Annotated in this window: 18 protein-coding genes and 1 pseudogene; 5 read left to right on the forward strand and 14 right to left on the reverse strand. The window is 34.1% G+C overall.

What is annotated here, in order from left to right; all coding sequences use genetic code 11:
• Positions 1-63: 63 nt before the first annotated feature.
• Positions 64-1,941, reverse strand: a complete 1,878-nt coding sequence (gene htpG / locus AC58NB_RS08235; protein WP_497426350.1) for a molecular chaperone HtpG — start codon at positions 1,939-1,941, stop codon at positions 64-66.
• Positions 1,942-2,199: 258 nt separating this feature from the next.
• On the opposite strand from htpG, the gene AC58NB_RS08240 reads away from it, so the two are divergent.
• Both AC58NB_RS08240 and AC58NB_RS08245 read left to right on the forward strand, forming a co-directional pair.
• Positions 2,200-2,382 (forward strand): hypothetical protein, encoded by a 183-nt coding sequence (locus tag AC58NB_RS08240; RefSeq protein ID WP_490999757.1) that lies wholly within the window; start codon positions 2,200-2,202, stop codon positions 2,380-2,382.
• Between the two features lie 15 nt (positions 2,383-2,397).
• Entirely contained in the window at positions 2,398-2,646 is a 249-nt protein-coding gene (locus tag AC58NB_RS08245; RefSeq protein ID WP_497426351.1) for a spore coat protein, read from the forward strand.
• 247 nt (positions 2,647-2,893) lie between these two features.
• Here the strand turns inward: AC58NB_RS08245 and AC58NB_RS08250 are convergent, their stop codons facing one another.
• The 10 genes from AC58NB_RS08250 to AC58NB_RS08295 all read right to left on the reverse strand — a co-directional run bounded on the left by AC58NB_RS08250 (position 2,894) and on the right by AC58NB_RS08295 (position 11,733).
• Positions 2,894-4,003, reverse strand: a complete 1,110-nt coding sequence (locus AC58NB_RS08250; protein ID WP_497426352.1) for a site-specific integrase — start codon at positions 4,001-4,003, stop codon at positions 2,894-2,896.
• Positions 4,004-4,156: 153 nt separating this feature from the next.
• A complete protein-coding gene (locus AC58NB_RS08255; RefSeq protein ID WP_497426353.1) occupies positions 4,157-6,676 on the reverse strand; it encodes a TIR domain-containing protein in 2,520 nt (839 codons plus the stop codon).
• Between the two features lie 156 nt (positions 6,677-6,832).
• Positions 6,833-7,945 carry a site-specific integrase gene (locus AC58NB_RS08260; RefSeq protein ID WP_497426354.1) on the reverse strand — a complete coding sequence of 371 codons (1,113 nt, stop codon included), beginning with the start codon at positions 7,943-7,945 and terminating at the stop codon, positions 6,833-6,835.
• Between the two features lie 13 nt (positions 7,946-7,958).
• Positions 7,959-8,144, reverse strand: a complete 186-nt coding sequence (locus AC58NB_RS08265; RefSeq protein ID WP_490557981.1) for a helix-turn-helix domain-containing protein — start codon at positions 8,142-8,144, stop codon at positions 7,959-7,961.
• Between the two features lie 228 nt (positions 8,145-8,372).
• Entirely contained in the window at positions 8,373-9,347 is a 975-nt protein-coding gene (locus AC58NB_RS08270; RefSeq protein ID WP_497426355.1) for a recombinase family protein, read from the reverse strand.
• Complete coding sequence (locus tag AC58NB_RS08275; RefSeq protein ID WP_497426356.1) at positions 9,331-9,834, reverse strand: recombinase family protein; 504 nt, start codon at positions 9,832-9,834, stop codon at positions 9,331-9,333. Before AC58NB_RS08275 ends, AC58NB_RS08270 begins: the two co-directional genes overlap by 17 nt.
• Positions 9,825-11,240, reverse strand: coding sequence for a recombinase family protein (locus tag AC58NB_RS08280; RefSeq protein WP_497426357.1), 1,416 nt, complete (start codon positions 11,238-11,240; stop codon positions 9,825-9,827). Before AC58NB_RS08280 ends, AC58NB_RS08275 begins: the two co-directional genes overlap by 10 nt.
• Complete coding sequence (locus AC58NB_RS08285; RefSeq protein WP_497426358.1) at positions 11,233-11,418, reverse strand: hypothetical protein; 186 nt, start codon at positions 11,416-11,418, stop codon at positions 11,233-11,235. The genes AC58NB_RS08280 and AC58NB_RS08285 overlap by 8 nt, the downstream gene beginning before the upstream one ends.
• 50 nt (positions 11,419-11,468) lie before the next feature.
• Complete coding sequence (locus AC58NB_RS08290; RefSeq protein ID WP_497426359.1) at positions 11,469-11,615, reverse strand: hypothetical protein; 147 nt, start codon at positions 11,613-11,615, stop codon at positions 11,469-11,471.
• Positions 11,593-11,733, reverse strand: a complete 141-nt coding sequence (locus AC58NB_RS08295) for a hypothetical protein (RefSeq protein ID WP_497426360.1) — start codon at positions 11,731-11,733, stop codon at positions 11,593-11,595. Before AC58NB_RS08295 ends, AC58NB_RS08290 begins: the two co-directional genes overlap by 23 nt.
• Before the next feature lie 437 nt (positions 11,734-12,170).
• Here AC58NB_RS08295 and AC58NB_RS08300 point away from each other — a divergent pair, with 437 nt between their 5' ends.
• Entirely contained in the window at positions 12,171-13,682 is a 1,512-nt protein-coding gene (locus AC58NB_RS08300; RefSeq protein ID WP_497426361.1) for a tyrosine-type recombinase/integrase, read from the forward strand.
• 998 nt (positions 13,683-14,680) lie between these two features.
• Positions 14,681-15,727 (forward strand): C45 family autoproteolytic acyltransferase/hydrolase, encoded by a 1,047-nt coding sequence (locus tag AC58NB_RS08305; protein WP_497426362.1) that lies wholly within the window; start codon positions 14,681-14,683, stop codon positions 15,725-15,727.
• A 424-nt stretch (positions 15,728-16,151) separates the two neighbouring features.
• On the opposite strand, the pseudogene AC58NB_RS08310 reads toward AC58NB_RS08305, so the two are convergent.
• The 3 genes and pseudogenes from AC58NB_RS08310 to AC58NB_RS08320 form a co-directional block, all read right to left on the reverse strand.
• Positions 16,152-16,343 (reverse strand): annotated as a pseudogene (locus tag AC58NB_RS08310) (GyrI-like domain-containing protein); the annotation flags it as partial.
• Positions 16,344-16,726: 383 nt separating this feature from the next.
• Positions 16,727-17,224, reverse strand: coding sequence for a hypothetical protein (locus tag AC58NB_RS08315; protein ID WP_497426363.1), 498 nt, complete (start codon positions 17,222-17,224; stop codon positions 16,727-16,729).
• Between the two features lie 1,158 nt (positions 17,225-18,382).
• Entirely contained in the window at positions 18,383-18,748 is a 366-nt protein-coding gene (locus AC58NB_RS08320) for a MerR family transcriptional regulator (protein WP_497426364.1), read from the reverse strand.
• Positions 18,749-18,861: 113 nt separating this feature from the next.
• Between AC58NB_RS08320 and AC58NB_RS08325 the strand changes: the two genes are divergently transcribed.
• Positions 18,862-19,512, forward strand: a complete 651-nt coding sequence (locus AC58NB_RS08325) for a nitroreductase family protein (protein ID WP_497426365.1) — start codon at positions 18,862-18,864, stop codon at positions 19,510-19,512.
• Positions 19,513-19,673 lie beyond the last annotated feature (161 nt).

Below are 19,673 nucleotides of genomic sequence, written 5' to 3' on the forward strand. Positions count from 1 at the left end.
CAGAAATTAAAAAAGCATCAGTTCCCCCATTTTTGGAGGGTAACTGATGCTTTTCGGTTATGGTTAGACCATCACTTTGCAAATATTATTTGTAAACTCTACAGGGTCATTAATTGGCAGACCTTCTATTAATAAGGCTTGGTTATAAAGTAATTCGGTATACAAATCCAATTTAGCCTTATCTTGTTCAAAAGCAGCTTTTAAAGAGTCGAAAACTTCATGATTAGTGTTGATTTCCAGCACTTTATCTGCCTTCACATTTTGATTATCCGGCATGGCGTTTAAGATCTTTTCCATCTCAATTGTGATTTCCCCATCAGCGGATAAGCATACAGGGTGTGTTTTCAAACGCTTGGAAGCTCTAACATCTTTCACTTTGTTTGCAAGCAAATCCTTCATATAATTGAATAGCTCAGTGTTTTCTTCTTTTGTATCTTCCTTGCTTTCAGAAGAATCAGTATCAATTCCAAGGTCTCCGCTGGAAACAGATTTAAATTCTTTCTCTTTATAATTCATGATCATTTTAACCGCGAATTCGTCGATATCATCGGTAAAGTAAAGAATTTCATATCCTTTATCTAAAACGACCTCTGTTTGCGGAAGCTTTTCAATTCTTTCATATGAATCACCAGTTGCATAATAAATGTACTTTTGATCCTCTGGCATTCTGGAAACATACTCATCAAGGGTCACTAATTTATTCTCTTTGGAAGAGTGGAACATCAGCAGATCCTGCAAAGCATCTTTATTGGCTCCAAAATCACTGTACACACCAAATTTAATTTGACGGCCAAAGGATTTATAGAATGTTTCATATTTATCACGGTCATTTTTCAACAAGGATTGAAGCTCACTTTTGATTTTTTTCGAAATATTTTTCGCGATAAGCTTCAGTTGTCGATCATGCTGCAGCATTTCTCTGGAGATGTTCAGAGATAGGTCTTCTGAATCGACCATCCCTTTCACAAAGCTGAAGTGATCCGGCAATAAATCAGCACATTTCTCCATAATGAGAACACCATTTGAATACAATTCAAGACCCTTTTCAAATTCTTTTGAATAATAATCAAACGGCATATTTTCAGGAATGAACAGAATCGCATTATAGCGAATCGTTCCATCTACATTGATATGCAAATGTTTGAGCGGTTTATCAAAGCCATAATGTTTCTCATGGTAGAAGCTTTCATAATCCTCTTCCTTCAATTCACTTTTATTCTTTTTCCAAATCGGAACCATGCTGTTGATTGTCTGTTCTTCGATGACATTTTCAAATTCGTCTTCGCTGCCTTCGATTGGGCGTTTCTCTACGCTATCCATTTTGATTGGATAACGGATAAAATCGGAGTATTTTTTGATAATAGATTTGAGTTTGTATTCATCTAAATATTGATCGAAATCTTCTTCTTCGGAATTCTCTTTAATAGTAAGAATGATTTCAGTACCAACTGATTCTTTTTCACATGGAACGATTGTATAACCTTCAGTACCTTCTGATTCCCATTTATAAGCGGTATCAGAACCAAGAGCTTTACTGATTACGGTTACTTTATCCGCTACCATAAAGGCTGCATAAAATCCGACACCGAATTGTCCGATAATATCGTGGCCATCTTTTGATTCATTTTCATTTTTAAAAGCTAAAGAACCACTTTTGGCAATCGTACCAAGGTTATTTTCAAGTTCCTCTTTTGTCATCCCAATTCCTGTATCCAAAATAGTTAGGGTTCTTTGATCCTTGTCTGCACTTACTTTTATGTAATAACTATCCTTATTAAATGTTAAGGACTCATCTGTTAATGCCTTATAGTAAAGTTTATCAATTGCATCGCTGGCATTTGAAATGAGCTCACGCAAAAAGACCTCGCGCTGCGAATAGATTGAGTTAATCATCATTTCCAGTAATCGTTTGGATTCCGCTTTAAATTGCTGTTTTTCCATCTTCGTCTTTTCCCCTCCATCGTGTTCTGTAAAGAAAAATTATCCGGCAATTAGCACTCATTGATGCTGAGTGCTAATTGCTATCTATTTTTAATTATTCACAATTTTAATATGGTGTCAATATTTGTAGGATAACTTATTAAGGTAAAAATAATTTTATGAAGGAATTTACTCAGAAGATCAATAGGTTTTTTGGAATGCATATTTTATGTCATTTTAGCAGATAGTAGGAGTGAATTTTATTGGAGGAGTGATAACATGCCAAACTTAAATGAATTAGAACTTCAGAACCTGCGTCATATGATCGGTTCACATGGCACACTAGCCACGAAGCTTGATTATTATGCACAGCAATGTACAGATCCAGAAATCATACAACAGCTGCAAAAAGATGCTCAAGACGCACGAAAACATAAAGAAGATTTAATGAAATTTTTATAAGCGGGAGGTTTAATCATGCAGGAAAAAGAAATGATTAATGATTATTTATCAGGATTAAACAGCAGTCTCACAGGTTATGCGTCTATTATTGCACAAACGGAGAATCAAGAACTAAGACAAAAGGTTCAAGATATGCGAAACCAAGATGAACAAAGACAATATGATGTCTATTTACTAGCTAAGCAAAGAGGCTATTATAAACCAGCACAACCAGCAACCGAGGACGAAATCATGACCGTTAAGAACGAGTTATCACAGGGATAACAAACAGGACTGTATCATAATTTGATACAGTCTTTTTCAACCCTCTTCTTGACAGGGTGGGGGTCGCTGGTTCGAACCCAGTCGGGATCATACTTTTTAGGAAGGCTTAAGCCCAGGTGTATCAAGGGTTTGAGCCTTTTTTCTTTTTTTCAGTAAAAGCCCGATTTCGCCTGTATTTTTATACATTGCACAAATACTGCACAGAAGCTGCACACACCACTTCACGAACCCAGTCTTTCCAAGAGGTTCAGCTATCTCCATTATTTCCGTTAAATCCAAAATGTTCTCCAAACCGATTCGCTGTCCGCTTCTGCATTTCCTCATTTGTATGAGAATAGATATCCAATGTAATGCCGACTCTGGCATGTCCAAGCCGCTCACTAACCACTTTCGGATTCTCTCCCATCCGCATAAGAATCGTTGCATGAGTATGCCTGAGATTATGAAATGGCATATAAGGAACACCTGCTAGCTTGATTAACCGCCGATATTTTCTCAGCAGATTGCGTGGCTCCATATATGTTCCGACAGAAGAAGCAATCACAATTCCCAATTCATTCGGTTTCTGTCTTTTCTTATACTCTATTAAAGCATCTCTGACATCAGGAGAAAGGAAAACTTCACGTACAGAATGAGCTGTTTTCACTTCTTTCACATATAAGCCCTTCGCTTTCGTCCTCACCAATGATTCGACCACATGAATCACACCATTCTCCAAATCGATGTTATTCCACCTAAGTGCCAATAGTTCTCCACGCCTCATACCAGTGAAGATGGCCAGCAAGAAGGGAATTAATTCACCCTCCCGCTCACAGACTTCCAAAAAGGTTTTGGCTTCTCCCACCGTCCATATTTGCTTACGCTGTTTATGAACCGTTGGCGGTGTTGCATCACGAGCAGGATTACTCTTAATCAATCCCCATTTCACTGCTTTCTGCAAAGCTTTGGAGAGAAGATTATGCATCTTCCTTACGGTTGCATTTGCTAAGCCTTCCTGCAGCTTGGCAGCATAGAATTGATCAATATCGTAGGTCGTAATCTTAGAAAGTGGTGTTGATTTAAAATACGGAACCAAATGATACCGAACTATCGGTTCAGCTTTCTCATATGTCGGCAACTGGACTTCATGCTTGTATGTTTTATGAAGCCAGGACCCGATATACTCATTAAATAGCGTCTTCTCAGGCTCTGTGTATTCTCCAGTACTAATTTGGAATTGAAGCTTAGCCATCTCTTCCAATGCTTCACGTTTTGTTTTAAAGCCACTTCGATACACCTGTTTTCTCTTACCGGTACGTTGATCTATACCTGCATCTATCCGAAGAGACCATACCTTACCAACCTTTTTTACTGACATTAAAAGACCTCCATTTTTGTGGATGGAGGTAGGGTTGGTAATAGTATGGGCAAAATTCTAACATTATAACATTTTTGAGATTATAATCCTTTCTAATTTGATAATTATAAAAAGGCATATTAATCAGCCTCATACTTTAAGCCATATAATTATTCATTTCGATAATAAATTTATACCATTTACTGTCTCATATTTATTTATCTTATTATCAAGCAACCGTTTAGCAGTTTCTGATAGATTAATAGTTCTTGCCATTGATCTAGCCTTTGAAAATGAACCGGTCGCAGCCGTATAAACTACTAAACATTTTAAATAATCACGATGATACTTACTGCTTGGATTACCATGAAGATTTTTTATAGACTCTAATGTTATACTTAATTTTTCAATTTTATTTAACTTTTCATACACATCAAACATAGCTAGCAACACAAATATATCTTTCGGGTATAAATTAGCGTTTTCCTCAATTAAATACTCAGCTGATTCTAAATCATCATTAAAATAAATGTTATACTGTATATTCATTACTAACGACATACTTTTTGCTTTTTCAGAGTCTATCTTCGTTATATCCTCTAGTAATAATTTGGCTCGTTCTCTTCTTTCTTCAAAACTTAAAGACTCGCTTTTTCCATATGATAAACATTGAAAATACGCTTGAATGTGGTACTCATTATTTCGATTTGATTCGTAATTTTCTTGTGCTAAATTAAGTGCTTTATCATATTCTTCATTATTATTGTAAACAAGCACTAACTCCCTTTTTGCTCTACCAAATTGCGGCCTATCTTTAAGAGCTTTCAATAAACTTTCAATAGCTTTTGTATCCATTCCCACATGTCTATAATAAAAACCAAATAAAAAATTATGCTCAGGACCATTAATTTTTTGAACTTCTTCCTTAAATCTATCTTCCTTTAATCTAGCCAATGATGAACATAGGAAATATCTAATTTCTCTTGCAATGTGCTTATCCATAAATTCTTCATTCACCAAGATTCTATCAGCTAATTTTATCACTGTTTGATCCCTGTCTCGTCTATCATACAATTCTTTCATTGATTTCAAATAGTGTGAGGGGATTAAAAATACACTATCTATCTCACTGTATTCACTAATAGCTTCCCTCAATGAATAAAATACATCTGATACATCTCTATCATTTACTTTATCAGAATCATTTACAAATTTTCTAACATGGTTTCTTAAAGCATCTTGAACATTTTTCTCCATTTTAAACTTTTGCCTTTGTACATAATTTTTAATAGCAGAGTTAAGACAAAGATACTCCCCATTAATCCCTAAACTTTCACAGATACCATTGGTTATATATTCTTCAATGAGCATTTTATATGTATCTGACTCATCAATAATTTCAGAAAGCATACTATAGCTAATAAAATCAAAAGTTGCTATTAATGCTAATAAACTATATGCTTTTTCATTATTCTCATAACGAAATAATAGTCTAGATACTTTTCTGTCTGAAAAATCTGTTATAATTGATACATTGTTTTTTAACTCCAAAATACTATGATGCTTAATATAGTCACCGGTATATATTATTTCCTTTGGTAGACCGGAGAATAAAGAAGATATATATTTTATATTACTTTCTGATATATTCAAGTCTAAAATACGAAGATATCTAGTAAATAAGCGACCTCTTTCATTCACAGGTAATTCAGGAACATGAATAGCGTGGATAGATTCTGCTTTAGCTAAATCTTGATATCTTGTTCTGTGTTTACTTACGATACATAAAGTCATCCCATTAGATGCTTCACTAAGTTTAATATTTAACTTTATAAACCATTCACTTATAGTTCTTATTGGAGATACTATTGCTCCTTCATCTACAATTAATAAAACATCTTTTGCACTTTTCATCTCTCTTAACATTTTGAAAACAATATCTACTTTCTCATCTTGAGATAATGTCAACAGAGATTCCTCTATATTGAAATTTGATTTAAATCCTAGGTCGTTTAATAAGAATATCAAATCTTCTATACTTTGATGTGCATCTAAAACAATTGTAGGCATTAAATAACTTTCGCTAATGATACTTGATTTTATAAGACTTCTCCTCAATAGTGATCTTCGACCAAATTCACTTAGTCCTGATGCAATTAAAGCTGTTGGAAAAGGTTTATCAAATGTATCTATCCTTTCCTCAATATTATCAATGAGGTCATTTCTACCTGCAAAAAATGTATTCTTTTCTTTTATTTTCGGGTTCTTCTCCCATAATACCTCAATAAATCTATTATGGATTTTTCTTGCAGCTACAGATGGTTGAGAAATGTATCTTATATTGTATGTTTCTTTCATCCACTTCGGTATTCGCTTATCCTCATGAGTTATATTTTCATCAATAATGATAGGATAAATTTTACTCAGATCATGCTTATCAAATAAATCTTTAGCTTGCAAAATTTCTTTTATAACCCATGGAGATTCTAATGCATCGTTCGATATAAATAGTACAAAAATATCGGTCCTTTCTAACCATTCTGAAATCTCTTGTGCTGTATTTTGACCTTCTTCAAAAGTTATTGCGTCATATACAAATTTATCAGGACCAATTAATTTAGTTAGGTTTTTTACCACAATATCAATATAAAATGCCTTATCCCTACTACTATGAGAAAGAAAAACCCTTTTCACTTAAAACTCCCCCTATAAGTTATATTCCCCCTCTATTTTACCATACATTACCATTATTTCGTTTTGTCGATTAATTAATATTAATATTCGTATTCAATAATCACTTAATTAATTCTAGATATATAAAACATAAAAGCAGCAACTATTCCCCTATTCTTAATTCAATACGCCTTCCAATTTAATAGTAGTCTCTTTTTGTAAACTTATATCCATGTGCGAATATATATCCAATGTAATTCCGACATTCGCATGCCCCAACCTCTCACTTACAATCTTAGGATTCACCCCTTCCTTCATGAGTATTGTTGCATTCGTATGCCTCATTCCATGTAATGAAATCCGTTTAACTCCCGCCTTTTTGATCAGATTTTCAAAGGTTCTGGCCAAGTTCCTTGGATGAAGAGGTTTACCATCCACTGTACTCACCACTAAATCATACGAATGATATGCAGGACCCATGCGCAACTTCATTTTCTTTTGTTCTCTATTTAATATTTTCATTAACTGTATCAAACTTTTTGGAAGAAGAATTTCACGGAAAGAATTGGAGGTTTTAGGAGTGGAGAAGAAGAGTCCTTCTGCCTTTGTATATGCCAGTGATTCTTGTACTTTAATCACTGCATTCTCAAAATCTACGTTTTCCCATTTGAGTCCAAGTATTTCTCCTCGCCTCATTCCTGTGTGAAGTGCCAAAGAAAAAGCCACCTTCCATCTTAATTCATCACAGGATTCCAGAAATCTTTTTGCCTCTTCTGCTGTCCAAATTTCTTTTTCACTCTTTACAATAGAAGGTAGTTTTACTTTTTCGATTGGGTTTTTGTTTATTAACTCCCAATCAATAGCCGTTTGAAATGCTTTGCTTAATACATTTTTGATAATCTTAATCATTGCCGGTGACAGACCGCTCTTTGTTTTATTTGAGAAAAACTGTTGGATATCATAGGGTTTAAGTGTATCCACTTCCTTTTGACCAAACGCTGGGATAATATGAACACGCACTACAGATTCCGCTTTCTCAAAGGTAGTTGATTTTACTTCATGTTTATAAACTGTCTCCATCCACTTTTTTAAAAAGACTTCCATCGTTTCTTTCTTCGACTGAAAATATCCTTCTGTTTTAATCCGTGTCATAAAATCTGCCTGCGCCTGTTCAGCTTCTTTCTTGGTCCGGAAACCACTTTGATATTTCTGCCGGCGTTTTCCTGTTTGAGGATCTCTGCCAACATCGATTCTAAATGACCAACCGCTTCCTACCTTTTTAACTGACATTCTTATTTCCCCCTTATAGTGCTATCTTGTTCGTATTATTTTTAAGCCATTCCATAAATTCATGTGCCATTACCCTTTTGTTCCTACCAATTCGAATAGTAGGAAAATCAGTTCTTTCCATTAATTCATATGCGGAAGCACGTGATATTTTTAAGAAAGCTGCAATCTCAACTGCTGTTAAAACTTCAAAGTTATTCATGTATATTTCTCCTCTTTTTTATGGTTTAAAATTTCGGTTATCTGTCCAAACTAATAGATATAGTTCGGTTATTTATCTGTAATGGGATACCAGTACGGATAAAGTATCGAAATACTCATTCTAAAATCCCTTGATATTAAGCTTTTTTTGATAACTACGTTTTTATCTTGTGGGCATAGAATTTATAGTTCGATACTTTGTCCATTGATTACATCTGTTTTTCGTACTCTATCCGTCATCTTGGCTAAACACGTTTTTTAACATGTCCCAATTAGTAATGAAACGTGGCTCCATCGTTTTAGATACAACCATTTTGTCGACGAAATATAAACACAACAATCTTAATTCATGGTTATACAAGGTATGGTTAGATACTAGCTCAAATCGTTTGAAGAATGACCCATCCTGGATATCTTGGATTAGTGAATTGGCTATAATCTCTTTGTTCTGTAACACAGAACGAGATTTCAATAAATCACCTAAACGGCTAGATAATCGGTTTTGAAATTCATGATCGTTATATTTCTTCGCATGATTGGATTTCATTTTTAAAAGTAATAACTGTTCATCGATTGATTCTATTTCAGATTCAATGGATTGTAGCGTATCAGTCGTACATGATAGAACTTGAGATTTCAAATCATCAGATGATAAAAGCTGTTGTAGCGTGCTTTTTATTTGTTCAATAGCTACTTCATGAACATCCTCTGCCTTCAACTTATAGGAACAGGAAGGACAGATGTAATACCGGTAATGATAAGTTTTATTGTTTCGATTGGTCGAATTATTTTTCGCTTGTAGATAATGGGCGCATTCCTGGCATTGCATTTTATTTAACATAAGAAACGGTGTATCCAACCGCCCAAATTGTTTTTGGAGCTGCTGGTTTAATTGGATTAAGTCAATTATTTCTTTCGGAATAATGGCGGGATGCGAATTAGAGAATATATAATTTTCTGATTGTTCTCCTTTATGAATGTTCCATTTCAGGTTGCCGGTATAGATTGGATTTTTTAATATCGTCTCTATAGTGCTGACTTTCCAGTCCCCTCCTAGTGGAGCTGGAATGCCAGCGCTGGTCAAGGTATCTGCTATCTTTTTCATGGAAACACCCCATGTTTGAAGATAATAGATGAAGGAGACGATTTCAGCTTTCTCGTTTGGAATTAAATGATGGTTCTCCTGGTTATAGCCAAAGGGCACTTTCGATCCAGGTCTCTTCCCCTGATTGTTTTAGATATACATCTAAGGCGCCAATTGCCCGTTCTGATTTGAATTCTGATTCTTGTCTAGATAAAAGAAAGGCAAGTTTTGACTTTTCATCATCTGGACTCCATACGTTTCTCGATTCTGTTGTGTAGACGTTTACTTGACCAAAATGATCTAGTAGAGGCCTATAGAAGTCCAAGACAAAGGTATAACCGGTCCGATCCATTCGGGATTCTTCTGTAAAGATAACGTAATTAATACCTGTTTCCTTCATTCGATCCCGAAGAGCCATTAACTTTTTTCGTTTAGCTGCTTGCTTAGAATAAGCACTGGTGGCATCTTCAATAAAAAAGAAATCTTCTGGAACGGATAACTGTATCCTACTCGCAAATTCCTGTATGCGTGATTTCTGTATTTCTACACTATTATTATCCTGCTGTTTATAGGAAGAACGCCTAATATATCCGAAAGCTACTTGCATGATGACTCTTCCTCTCTATAAATCAATTGTTTGTCCATATCCTTTAGATAATTGAAGGTATATACTTCTATTCCGATGTGGTCATCAAACAACCATACTTCTCGGATCCATAAATCCTTTAATAAATCTATATTTATAGCAGCTTGTTTATGAATTGCCTGTTTAATTTGAGAGATCATGCTTTTATTTTTAATCAACAAATGTTCCTTCTCTTCTATTTTTCTTTCTAATGAACTTTTTTCTTCTTCTAAAGAAGTAAGATTTTTTACGGATGCAATCTGGCTCCAATCCTGATGATACTCATTAGAAGAAAAGAAGATTTCATCCTCAATCGCTTTGATTTTCATTCGTAACTTATTGATTTCTTTTCCCACTTCTTCTTTTATATATTTCATCTGTTTTCTCGAATGGCTTATGAGTCGATCTGCATCTAAGTGTTCAATCATTTGATAGACTGTCCATTCAATGGCCTCATTTAGCTCAGTGGACGTATACTCTACTGGATGTTTGGCGTGTTTAGTACATTTATAATAAGAATCTGATCGATCCTTTTTTAATTTCAGACTCAGCGGTTTTTGGCAGTGCCCACAATGAGGTTGTACTGGTAAAACAGATTTTTTTATTTGATTTAATCGTTCTACATATTGCATAAAGTGTTCATAAATCTGACCTTGTATAGCCAGGTAATCTTCCTTGGATAGATATGGATTCACATGTGGTAAAACATTATTACCTTGTTCAGTATCCAAACCTGCATAGAATGGATCAATAACTAATCTAAGGATTTGATCTTCTGAACGTTTGGAAACTTCCTTGAAAGATAAAATCTGATTTTTCAGTTCGTTATAGGAATGAACACCCTTAAGTTCACGAAAGAAATTTTCCAATAAGGATTGCTTGCTTTCATCTTTTTGATAGGTCTTATCTTCCTTGTTTTTGATATAACCAAATTTCTTTGGAGGATACCGGCGGTGTGCTTCCTTTGTTCTTCTAGCAATATTTTTCCCTTCAATATCGCCAAAGATATACAAGATACTTTCTAATAAATTGTTATTTGTATATGCCATATGACCGTTTTCAGTAGATGTATAAACAATGTTGATCTTATGTCTCTGACATATATCATTAAATTGCATGGCATCATACATATTACGAGCGATGCGCGTTCGGTCAAAAGCATACAATGTATGAACTTTATTCGCTTCAATAAGGGAGATTAGTTCAAGCATCTTTGGCCTTTCTGATATAGAAAGTTTATTAGCTGATACACCATCTTCATCGATAACATAAATTTCACCTTCCTGAAGAAGTTCACGATAGGGTCGATCTAATTCTATTTGCATGGATAAATCCTGACTGGCGGTACTAACACGTCTAAAAAATACATGTAATTTCTGCTTATTCATCTGTATAATCCTCTCTTTGTTTCATTATCTTCTTTTGAACGGCATGGGTAATCTTGGCCTGTAACAGAATCGGAAAGTCCAATTCATCCATAAGTAAGCGATGTATGAGATAACCGAACCATTGATCTACGGCTCCATTCTTCTGATTGGATGTTTTCATCTTGATGACTTTTCTCATCAGTATCACCTCACCTAGCATCATTGACATGAGGTTCGGATGAATATACATCAGTTCTTCTTTTCCTGACCTTCTTCATCAAATAAATCGAATTGTATCTGAATGGTTTCTTCCCGGTCATTTTCCTTAAAATAGATGGATATAATCCCGGTTTCTTGTCCAGGAAACAGAGAATCAAGAGGATTGATTTGATTCATGTTGTTTCCTATCTTTCTCATAGTCTAGGAAGCTATGGACGATAAACGGAGATAGCATTCCCTGTTCCTGAATGGAATCAATCGACTGCATGAACGGAGTCTTATGTGTACTATTCATGAGAGAATCCCTCTCTTCTTTAAAGAATCTAGTTTTCTATAGATAGTTGTTTTCTTTCTATTATGCTGTGATGTTGTATAACTTAATCTCATGATGTCACTCTCCTATTCTTAGTTTCGGCAGTTCATCTGACTGCCAACCTATCGAACCCATTTCGTCTAGAAAGCACAATAGGTATTTTGATTCATTTTCATTTCTTTTAAAACGGATATCATGACATGTTCTTTGATTCGGAAGTTCTTAGATATTAGGGGATGTTTGAGAAGATGTTTGTGGATATGAAATTGAATGAGTGAAGAGCAGACTTATCTAAAATTATAGTAATTGACAGTTAATATATCGCATTAAACCATCTACAAACGAATTCTATTAATGTATAATTGGAAATAAAACGAAATTGATTTTTGAACTAATAATAAATAGCAGCGGAGGGTAATATGAGTTTATCAATTGAAAAAGTAAATGTATTACTCAATCAAAAAAAAGAAAATAAAAATATTGATTATAAAGAAATGTTTAATTGGAAGACTAGTACCAAGGAATTAAAAGTCGGTATTATTAAAGATATTTTAGCAATGATGAATACGGAAGGCGGAGGAAAATTAATCTTTGGAGTTTCAGATGATACATATGCACTTTTAGGATTAAGTTTAAGTGATTATCAATCATTTGACTCTACTAACATTAATGATTTATTAATTTCATATTGTGATCCGCAGTACACATGCGAAGTATATAAATACGAGATAGAAGGCAAAAAAGTGGCTGTGATCGATGTTCCTGAATTTTCGGATGTACCTGTTATTTGCGCCAAAGATTTTCACACTCCCCAAAACAAACATGTTTTAAAAAAGGGTTCTATCTACATTAGAACAAACAAAGGATCAAGCGAAATTATAAATTCCTCAAGGGATATGAGAGATTTACTTGACAGAGCAATAAATTGGAGAAGTGAAAATTTTATTTTAAAGATAGAAAATCTTCTACAATATATGCAACCATTCAATAACGTAGATAGTAATGAGCTTATGGAAAAATTGGCTCAAATAATTAGAAGTGAATATACCACTAATAAAAATGAAGAAGCCGTCTTTGATATAGATAAGTTAGATTATTATATAGATACTTTTATTGCTGAGAAAGAGAGAATTGGTTTAGCACAGAGGACTATCGATGGATATAAAATGGAATTAGCAATATTCAAGAAATATTGTTCTCTAAAAAAAGATGAGAAAATTGATGCAATATTTATCCGACAATTTCTTATGTATAGAGAGACTTCCTTTAATATAAATAAAAAAGGAACTCTGGAAAAAATAAGAGGTATTTTACGAGTATTTTTTGATTGGCTAGAAGAAGAAAAAATTATTGATAGAAATCCAGTCCGAAAAGTAAAAGCTTATAGAATACCAGAAATTCAAAGAGAAGAATTAGAACCTGAAGAAATAATCGAACTTCTAAATGCTTGCAAATTACCTAGAGAACGGGCGATCATAGAGGTATTTCTCTCTACTGGATGTAAGCTAGGTGAATTAAAGAAGATGAAATTAAATAATATAAACTGGAATATCAAGACAATTACAATAATAGGACATAACCAAGAGAATAGAGTTGTACCTCTTACAAATAACGCTAAATACTATTTAAAAAAATATATAGAGAATAGAAATGATAATAATGATTTATTATTTGTAACCGAAAGAAGACCTTATAGAGAAATGAGTGAACGGGCCATTCAAGATCTCGTTACAAAAGTTGTAGTTAGAACAACAATAACTAAAAATGTGACTCCTAAAACATTACGTAATACATTTGCAAAAAAAATGAAAAAAAAGGGATATCCATTAAATGTCCTACAAGCTTTATTAGGTCACAAAATGTACACTAATTCTACAGAGGCACAAGTGAAAATTACTAATGATAATATTCATAATATATTAAATCATTGATCCTGATTTTTCATTTATATGAAAGATAATTAACATGTATCCCTACCCCACCCACCAGTATTCATTCATATACAGACTGCACAAAAATTGCACAGAATTTCTAGAAACAATGGAATTAAGAGATTCAGCTTGTATAATTAATCACTGGCACTCTGAATTAATGGACTATCTGGACTCTATTTATACATATATTGTGTATAAGATTCGGAATAGTAAATTGACAGGGTGGGGGTCGCTGGTTCTATCCAAGTGAGGATCATACTTTTTGAGAAGGCTTAAACCTAAGTTTATCAAGGGTTTTAGCCTTTTTTATTATCCAACACACCATTTGTATAATTATACCACTTCTAATTTTACATTTTTCCATTTACTACATCACATGACTTTTTAGTTTTGTTATATTTTGGGTTCTTAATATTCAGCGTAAGATAGTAATAGTTCGTACAGCCATATTCAATAAATCTTTTTAAACTTTTAATCAATTACTGATTTCAGCTTCATATCAGGTTTATAAGAGTTCAATCAGAAGCACTAGTTCTTTAGGATTTTTCTCAAGCTCTTCATAATAGAAATCCTTTTAAATATTCTTACACATAATAGGCCTCTGCATATATTTTTAATCTTGAAATACAAAACCCTGGATAGGGACCCTTTTTTTATCAGTGTCCGCTATTCGAGGTATAGTTCATGCTTATCACGAAAAAGAGAATAAGTATAGCACATTTAGAAAAAGAAGAAAGAAGTTCTTATGAGCTTAATATTTTACAAACTGACTAGAGCGGGGTAAAATCATTCCCTACTATCAAATGTCAGTTTATTTTTAAGAATAAAAGATAATATCAAAACCATCATCTAATTGGTGCATTAATTGAAGAAACTTAGGAATTTTGCTGTAGCCAGATTTATGATGAAGTTTTAGTAAATAAGGACATACGTTGTGTATCCTTATTAGATATTAGTTTTATTTTTAGCATTGTTTATAAAAGGGAGTTTTTTTAATGAGAGAAGTTCATACAGACGTGATAACCTTTCGGGGGAGTCATTACGACTTTGGATATAAGCAAGGAAAACTTCTTTTAGATTCTCCGGTGCTCATAAATCGAGAAAAACTTTGGAAGAAAAAACGAGAACGCCGTACTGTTATTGACATAGATCAATCCATCAAGCTTTTAAATAGATTTATTCCTTTGATGACAGATGAAATACAAGGGTTAGCGGATGCACTCCAATGGGATTTTAAAGATGCCTTAAGAGAATTCGGTGGGCTCTATGTTGATTATAACAAAAGCGGATGTTCAATTTTCTCAAGTGACAGTTACATGGTACGAAATTATGATAGCCATCCTTCAGGCTATGAAGGTAGATTTTTAGTATACCATCCAACCGAAAAGGGTTATGCAACCATTGGTCCTTCCATGCAAATTACAGGAAGAACCGACGGGATGAATGAAAAAGGACTTGTGATTGGGTATAACTTTGTCAATCGAATACGTTCAGGACATGGATTTATTTGTCAAATGATTAGTCGGATGATTTTAGAGACATGTGAAAATATTGATGATGCCATTCAATTATTAAAAGAAATCCCCCACTCCATGTCATTTAATTATGCCCTAATGGACGCAAGTGGAAGGTCTGTAATAGTAGAAGCTTCGCCAAGAAACGTATCCGTTAGAGAGGGAAATGTCAGTACCAATCACTTTGAAATCTTAACAGAAGAGAACCGGTACCGAACAAGTGAATCTCAATACCGGGAGAGAATTTTGTTAGAAAAAGACATTACCTTAAATCAAAAAAAGGGTTTCCTTTTGATGAATGATCCAAAGGAAAACGTATTTTCTTCCAAATACGATGCTTGGTCTGGAACACTTCATACCACGTTGTACGATCCAATAAATAAAACTGCTTGGTATGCTATTGGCGGAAAATCGCTTCCTGTTATTTTCAACTTCCAACAATTTTTAGATGGGAAAAAAATATATATAAAAAAGATTAAAGGCGAAATTGATTATACTATGCCTTTTTTAAATGAAGTTGTTTTTTAACACAACAACTACGATGTTTTTAAAATAAAAAGCCTTTTTTAATGACTAGATGTACCCTATCAGAATAGACACTTTGAAAGTTGTCCATCTGATAGGGTACTTTTATTTATAATGAGAAAAAGATGTTGAAGAGGATTAAAATACCCAAAAGATTATTGAGCAAAAAAGAATAAGAACTTCTAGCTTCATCAACTTTTATTGTTAACACCCTACCTCCACCCACCAGTTATTCATTCTATTACAGACTGCACAAAAATTGCACTAATTTTTCAGAAACAATGGAATTAAGAGACTCAGCTAGTATGAATACTCAACGTCATCCTGAATTAATGAACTATGTGGACTCTATTTATGCATATGTTGTGTATAAGATTCAGAATAGTATATCGACAGGGTGGGGGCGCTGGTTCGAACCCAGTCGGGATGCGTATTTCCCACCAGGAAATTTACCAACATGAGCTGGTTTTACCACATTAAAATCCTTATTTTTAACAACGCTAACTTCATAACGACATTCCTCTTTAGAAGTAATCTCTGGGTTTTCTTGCGGAATACCTAAAATTGTAGAATTATCAAATACTCCATTCAATTTTGCCCACTTTTTAAAAGAATTTAATTAGAGTATGCTTTAATTAATCAGTTTCTTTGTCAACTGCCCGTTGATAAGCCCTTTTTTATTCTGCTACATTTTGTTTTAAAACTGGATTTCTTGTTGCTTCAAACATTTCCCAACCTATTTGTTCATTTACAAAAATAAAAGGAGAAACAGCAACTTTAGCCATTTTTCTTTTTATCATTTCATTGCTTGCATTTCTACTTCCGAATAAAGGGAAAGAGCCGAGGATTTGTGAATTTCCCACAAGTTCGTTGGCTCAGCATCAAATAAGTCGTTTGGCTCATATCATTTTATTAAATTTCTTGCTAATCAAAACATATTCACGGTATACACAAGCCTTTCCACCTGTATCTTGTTTAGCTCTTTTGCAATTGCTAATAATCTTAATCAGAAAAGGACTTTGTATACTTAGGTAGCAAGTATCGGAAGATGATCAACGAATGAATAAGCCCAATTCCCGCAAAGAGAGCTCTCACATTCCATTCCTGCCAAAGCAGTAAGATACCATTCATATCGCCCCCACCAAAAAATCCACAAAGTACGCTCAAATATAGCGGATCAAGCAGTAGCATAACTAGTGAGGTATACCATGCGATGGTCCGGAAAACCTTTGATTTTACTGAACAGATTGGTTTACAAAATATAATAAAAAGCCAACTGCAAACAAGAGTTGCAATCGCACCAGCCAGACAAAAAATTCCCATCTGAATATCTGTCATCAGGGTATTATATACATCCACCTGAACCCCAAGCCCCATGAAATTGATTTGCTTAAAAACCCCGTAATAAAAAGCTACTAGGAGGTGCGCTCCCTCATGGATGATATAGTAAATGATAATAGCCGCAATAATTCCAATATATTGTCTTACACTTCTGTTCATAATAGTCACCTATCTTACTTACCGTTATACTTTTATGAATGACAAATCTTTAAGCAAAACAATGCCTATTCAACAAACTCTTATCCAATCATCAGCCTGTGATTGGATAGTGATCATATGCATTGTTTTTTTCATTTGTATGTTAATTCACAAAGGTAGTATATAGCATACTGGCACCTAGAACAATACATTTTTCAATCTACACCCTATTTTGCCGTAACCCTATTAAAGCTATGGCAATCATAAATCTAACAAATTAGAAGAGGTATAGGTAATAAAAATCACTGCTAACGAACAAATGATAATAAAGAAAAAACTTCCTATTCCATGTTTAAAGGTGATTTAATAGTATCAGTATTCTAGAGCAAAATAAGCTGAAATATTGTTAAAAGAATCTTTTCTAAAAAAGCCCAATAAGGACAGCCCTTCTACTCCTTTAGGTCTCTCTTACTTTTCCCATACTCTAAACCTCTCAGACCAATTAATATCTTCAATCAAAAGCCTATATAACTCACTCGAACACCGGTTGAATATAGAACTTCAATCATAGCTCTTTGTAAAACTTGACCTGCTACAAGCTACCTTAGTTCAGCTAGTTGACGGGGTCAAACCCCAGGGGCAGGTACGTTCTACCCCAGCTACCTGTAGTATTCTAGACCTCAATGAAAAAGGTCAACCAATAACTTGGTCAACCTTATAATACGAACGGGCAGATTAGTTGAACAACAATAATAATTGTAAAATAATTAAAATCTAGATTAAGGTGTTAATAAAAGGTGTTAATAAATAGAATATTAATAAGTTTACTAATGCCAAATAAACTAAATCCTCGTAAGCTGTCTATAATCTCGATGCGTTGCTTCAAAATTTTTGTTTTAAAACCGCTTCGATATATCTTTTTCCTCTTGCTTTTATGATAGTTAGCACCACCATCTAGCCTAAAAACCATACTTCACCAACTTTTTAACTTTCATTAAAAAACCTTCAATTTTGTTTAATGGAGGAAGTGTTGAAATTAGTATGTTTTTATCAAATAGAAGTCTAATTTTCTACTACAACGTCATCTTTCTCTATAGCTTCATGTATAGGATTGATGGATGCGTGATTAGTAGAGGGCCAACTAACGTCTCCCATCAGTTCAACTCCTACATATTCGGATCAATATTTTCCAAACCCATCTTCACATGTAATGTCCATTTCAAGTACGTCGTAAAGTTTTCTTTTTGAATCATCTAACTTTTTTTGAGCCAACTCGATTTCAGATATTTTCTCCTTAATGATATGTGTTTGTTCATCTCTTGATATTCCATTTCTAGAGATCATGGCCTTAATATCGTTAATTGAAAATCCCATGGATAAACTTTTTTTTACGACTTCTAGATAAGCGGTAATATCAGAAGCATAATCCCGGTAATTATTCTGTTCTCTTCTAATGTAATCATTGGTAATAATTCCTATTTTCTCATAGTACCGAATCGTTGATATAGGAAGGTCAACTATTTTTGCAACTTCACTAATCTTCATTTAATCACCCCAATACGTCTTGCTATAAAGTATACTTCATAGTTTACAATCCAGATAGTGAGGTTAAACGATTGAAATCTCACACCTAATATATATGAGGGAGAGAACACTACATGAATAAAATCATTGGGAAATTCCAGAAAACTAATAATTTCAATGCAATTGTCTTAGAACGCCGTTCGGTAAAAGTTTACGATTCAAAAGTGAAAATTAGCCGAGAGGAAATGACCGAAATATTAACGAAAGCTACCCGTGCCCCTTCTGCCATTAACATGCAGCCTTGGCGTTTCCTTGTCATAGACAGCGCTGCAGGCAAAGAAAAACTTATCCCACTAGCATCCTTCAACCAAACACAAACTCTAACTTCCTCTGCTGTCATCGCGGTATTTTACGATGCTGATAACATTGAATATATTGACGAGATTTTTGGCAAAGCTGTAGAACATGGTTACATGCCACAGGAAATTATGGATATGCAGGTTCAACAAACAAAATCCTACTATGCCAACTTATCCGAATCAGAACTGCGAGACGTAAACTTGATTGATTCGGGTATTGTATCGATGCAACTCATGCTTGTTGCACGTGCCCATGGATATAACACTAACCCGATGGCAGGATATGATAAGGAACGAATTGCGGAAGTTTTTGGTCTTAATAAAGACAGGTTTAAACCGGTCATGTTAATCTCAATCGGAAAAGCAGCCAAAGAAGGTTATCCTTCTTACCGGCTCCCAGTTGAAACCACTACTACTTGGGCATAATCGAACATAAGCTATATCTAATACTTTATTTTCATTGATACTAATAAACATCAGACTATTACGGCCATGTCAGCGGATCTACCCTAAAGGCTTCCGCCATTTACTAAGCTGGGTGAGCTTTTGATAAAGTTCTAGATATTGTCCTCCTTGAGGGGATTACA

This window comes from Pradoshia sp. TA40_28 (assembly GCF_059694525.1).

Bases quoted from the DNA above. Each gene is read 5' to 3' on its own strand.
- htpG (WP_497426350.1), bottom strand. From the start codon at position 1,941: ATGGAAAAACAGCAATTTAAAGCGGAATCCAAACGATTACTGGAAATG.
- AC58NB_RS08240 (WP_490999757.1), top strand. From the start codon at position 2,200: ATGCCAAACTTAAATGAATTAGAACTTCAGAACCTGCGTCATATGATC.
- AC58NB_RS08245 (WP_497426351.1), top strand. From the start codon at position 2,398: ATGCAGGAAAAAGAAATGATTAATGATTATTTATCAGGATTAAACAGC.
- AC58NB_RS08250 (WP_497426352.1), bottom strand. From the start codon at position 4,003: ATGTCAGTAAAAAAGGTTGGTAAGGTATGGTCTCTTCGGATAGATGCA.
- AC58NB_RS08260 (WP_497426354.1), bottom strand. From the start codon at position 7,945: ATGTCAGTTAAAAAGGTAGGAAGCGGTTGGTCATTTAGAATCGATGTT.
- AC58NB_RS08265 (WP_490557981.1), bottom strand. From the start codon at position 8,144: ATGAATAACTTTGAAGTTTTAACAGCAGTTGAGATTGCAGCTTTCTTA.
- AC58NB_RS08275 (WP_497426356.1), bottom strand. From the start codon at position 9,834: ATGCAAGTAGCTTTCGGATATATTAGGCGTTCTTCCTATAAACAGCAG.
- AC58NB_RS08280 (WP_497426357.1), bottom strand. From the start codon at position 11,240: ATGAATAAGCAGAAATTACATGTATTTTTTAGACGTGTTAGTACCGCC.
- AC58NB_RS08285 (WP_497426358.1), bottom strand. From the start codon at position 11,418: ATGAGAAAAGTCATCAAGATGAAAACATCCAATCAGAAGAATGGAGCC.
- AC58NB_RS08290 (WP_497426359.1), bottom strand. From the start codon at position 11,615: ATGAATCAAATCAATCCTCTTGATTCTCTGTTTCCTGGACAAGAAACC.
- AC58NB_RS08295 (WP_497426360.1), bottom strand. From the start codon at position 11,733: ATGAATAGTACACATAAGACTCCGTTCATGCAGTCGATTGATTCCATT.
- AC58NB_RS08300 (WP_497426361.1), top strand. From the start codon at position 12,171: ATGAGTTTATCAATTGAAAAAGTAAATGTATTACTCAATCAAAAAAAA.
- AC58NB_RS08305 (WP_497426362.1), top strand. From the start codon at position 14,681: ATGAGAGAAGTTCATACAGACGTGATAACCTTTCGGGGGAGTCATTAC.
- AC58NB_RS08315 (WP_497426363.1), bottom strand. From the start codon at position 17,224: ATGAACAGAAGTGTAAGACAATATATTGGAATTATTGCGGCTATTATC.
- AC58NB_RS08320 (WP_497426364.1), bottom strand. From the start codon at position 18,748: ATGAAGATTAGTGAAGTTGCAAAAATAGTTGACCTTCCTATATCAACG.
- AC58NB_RS08325 (WP_497426365.1), top strand. From the start codon at position 18,862: ATGAATAAAATCATTGGGAAATTCCAGAAAACTAATAATTTCAATGCA.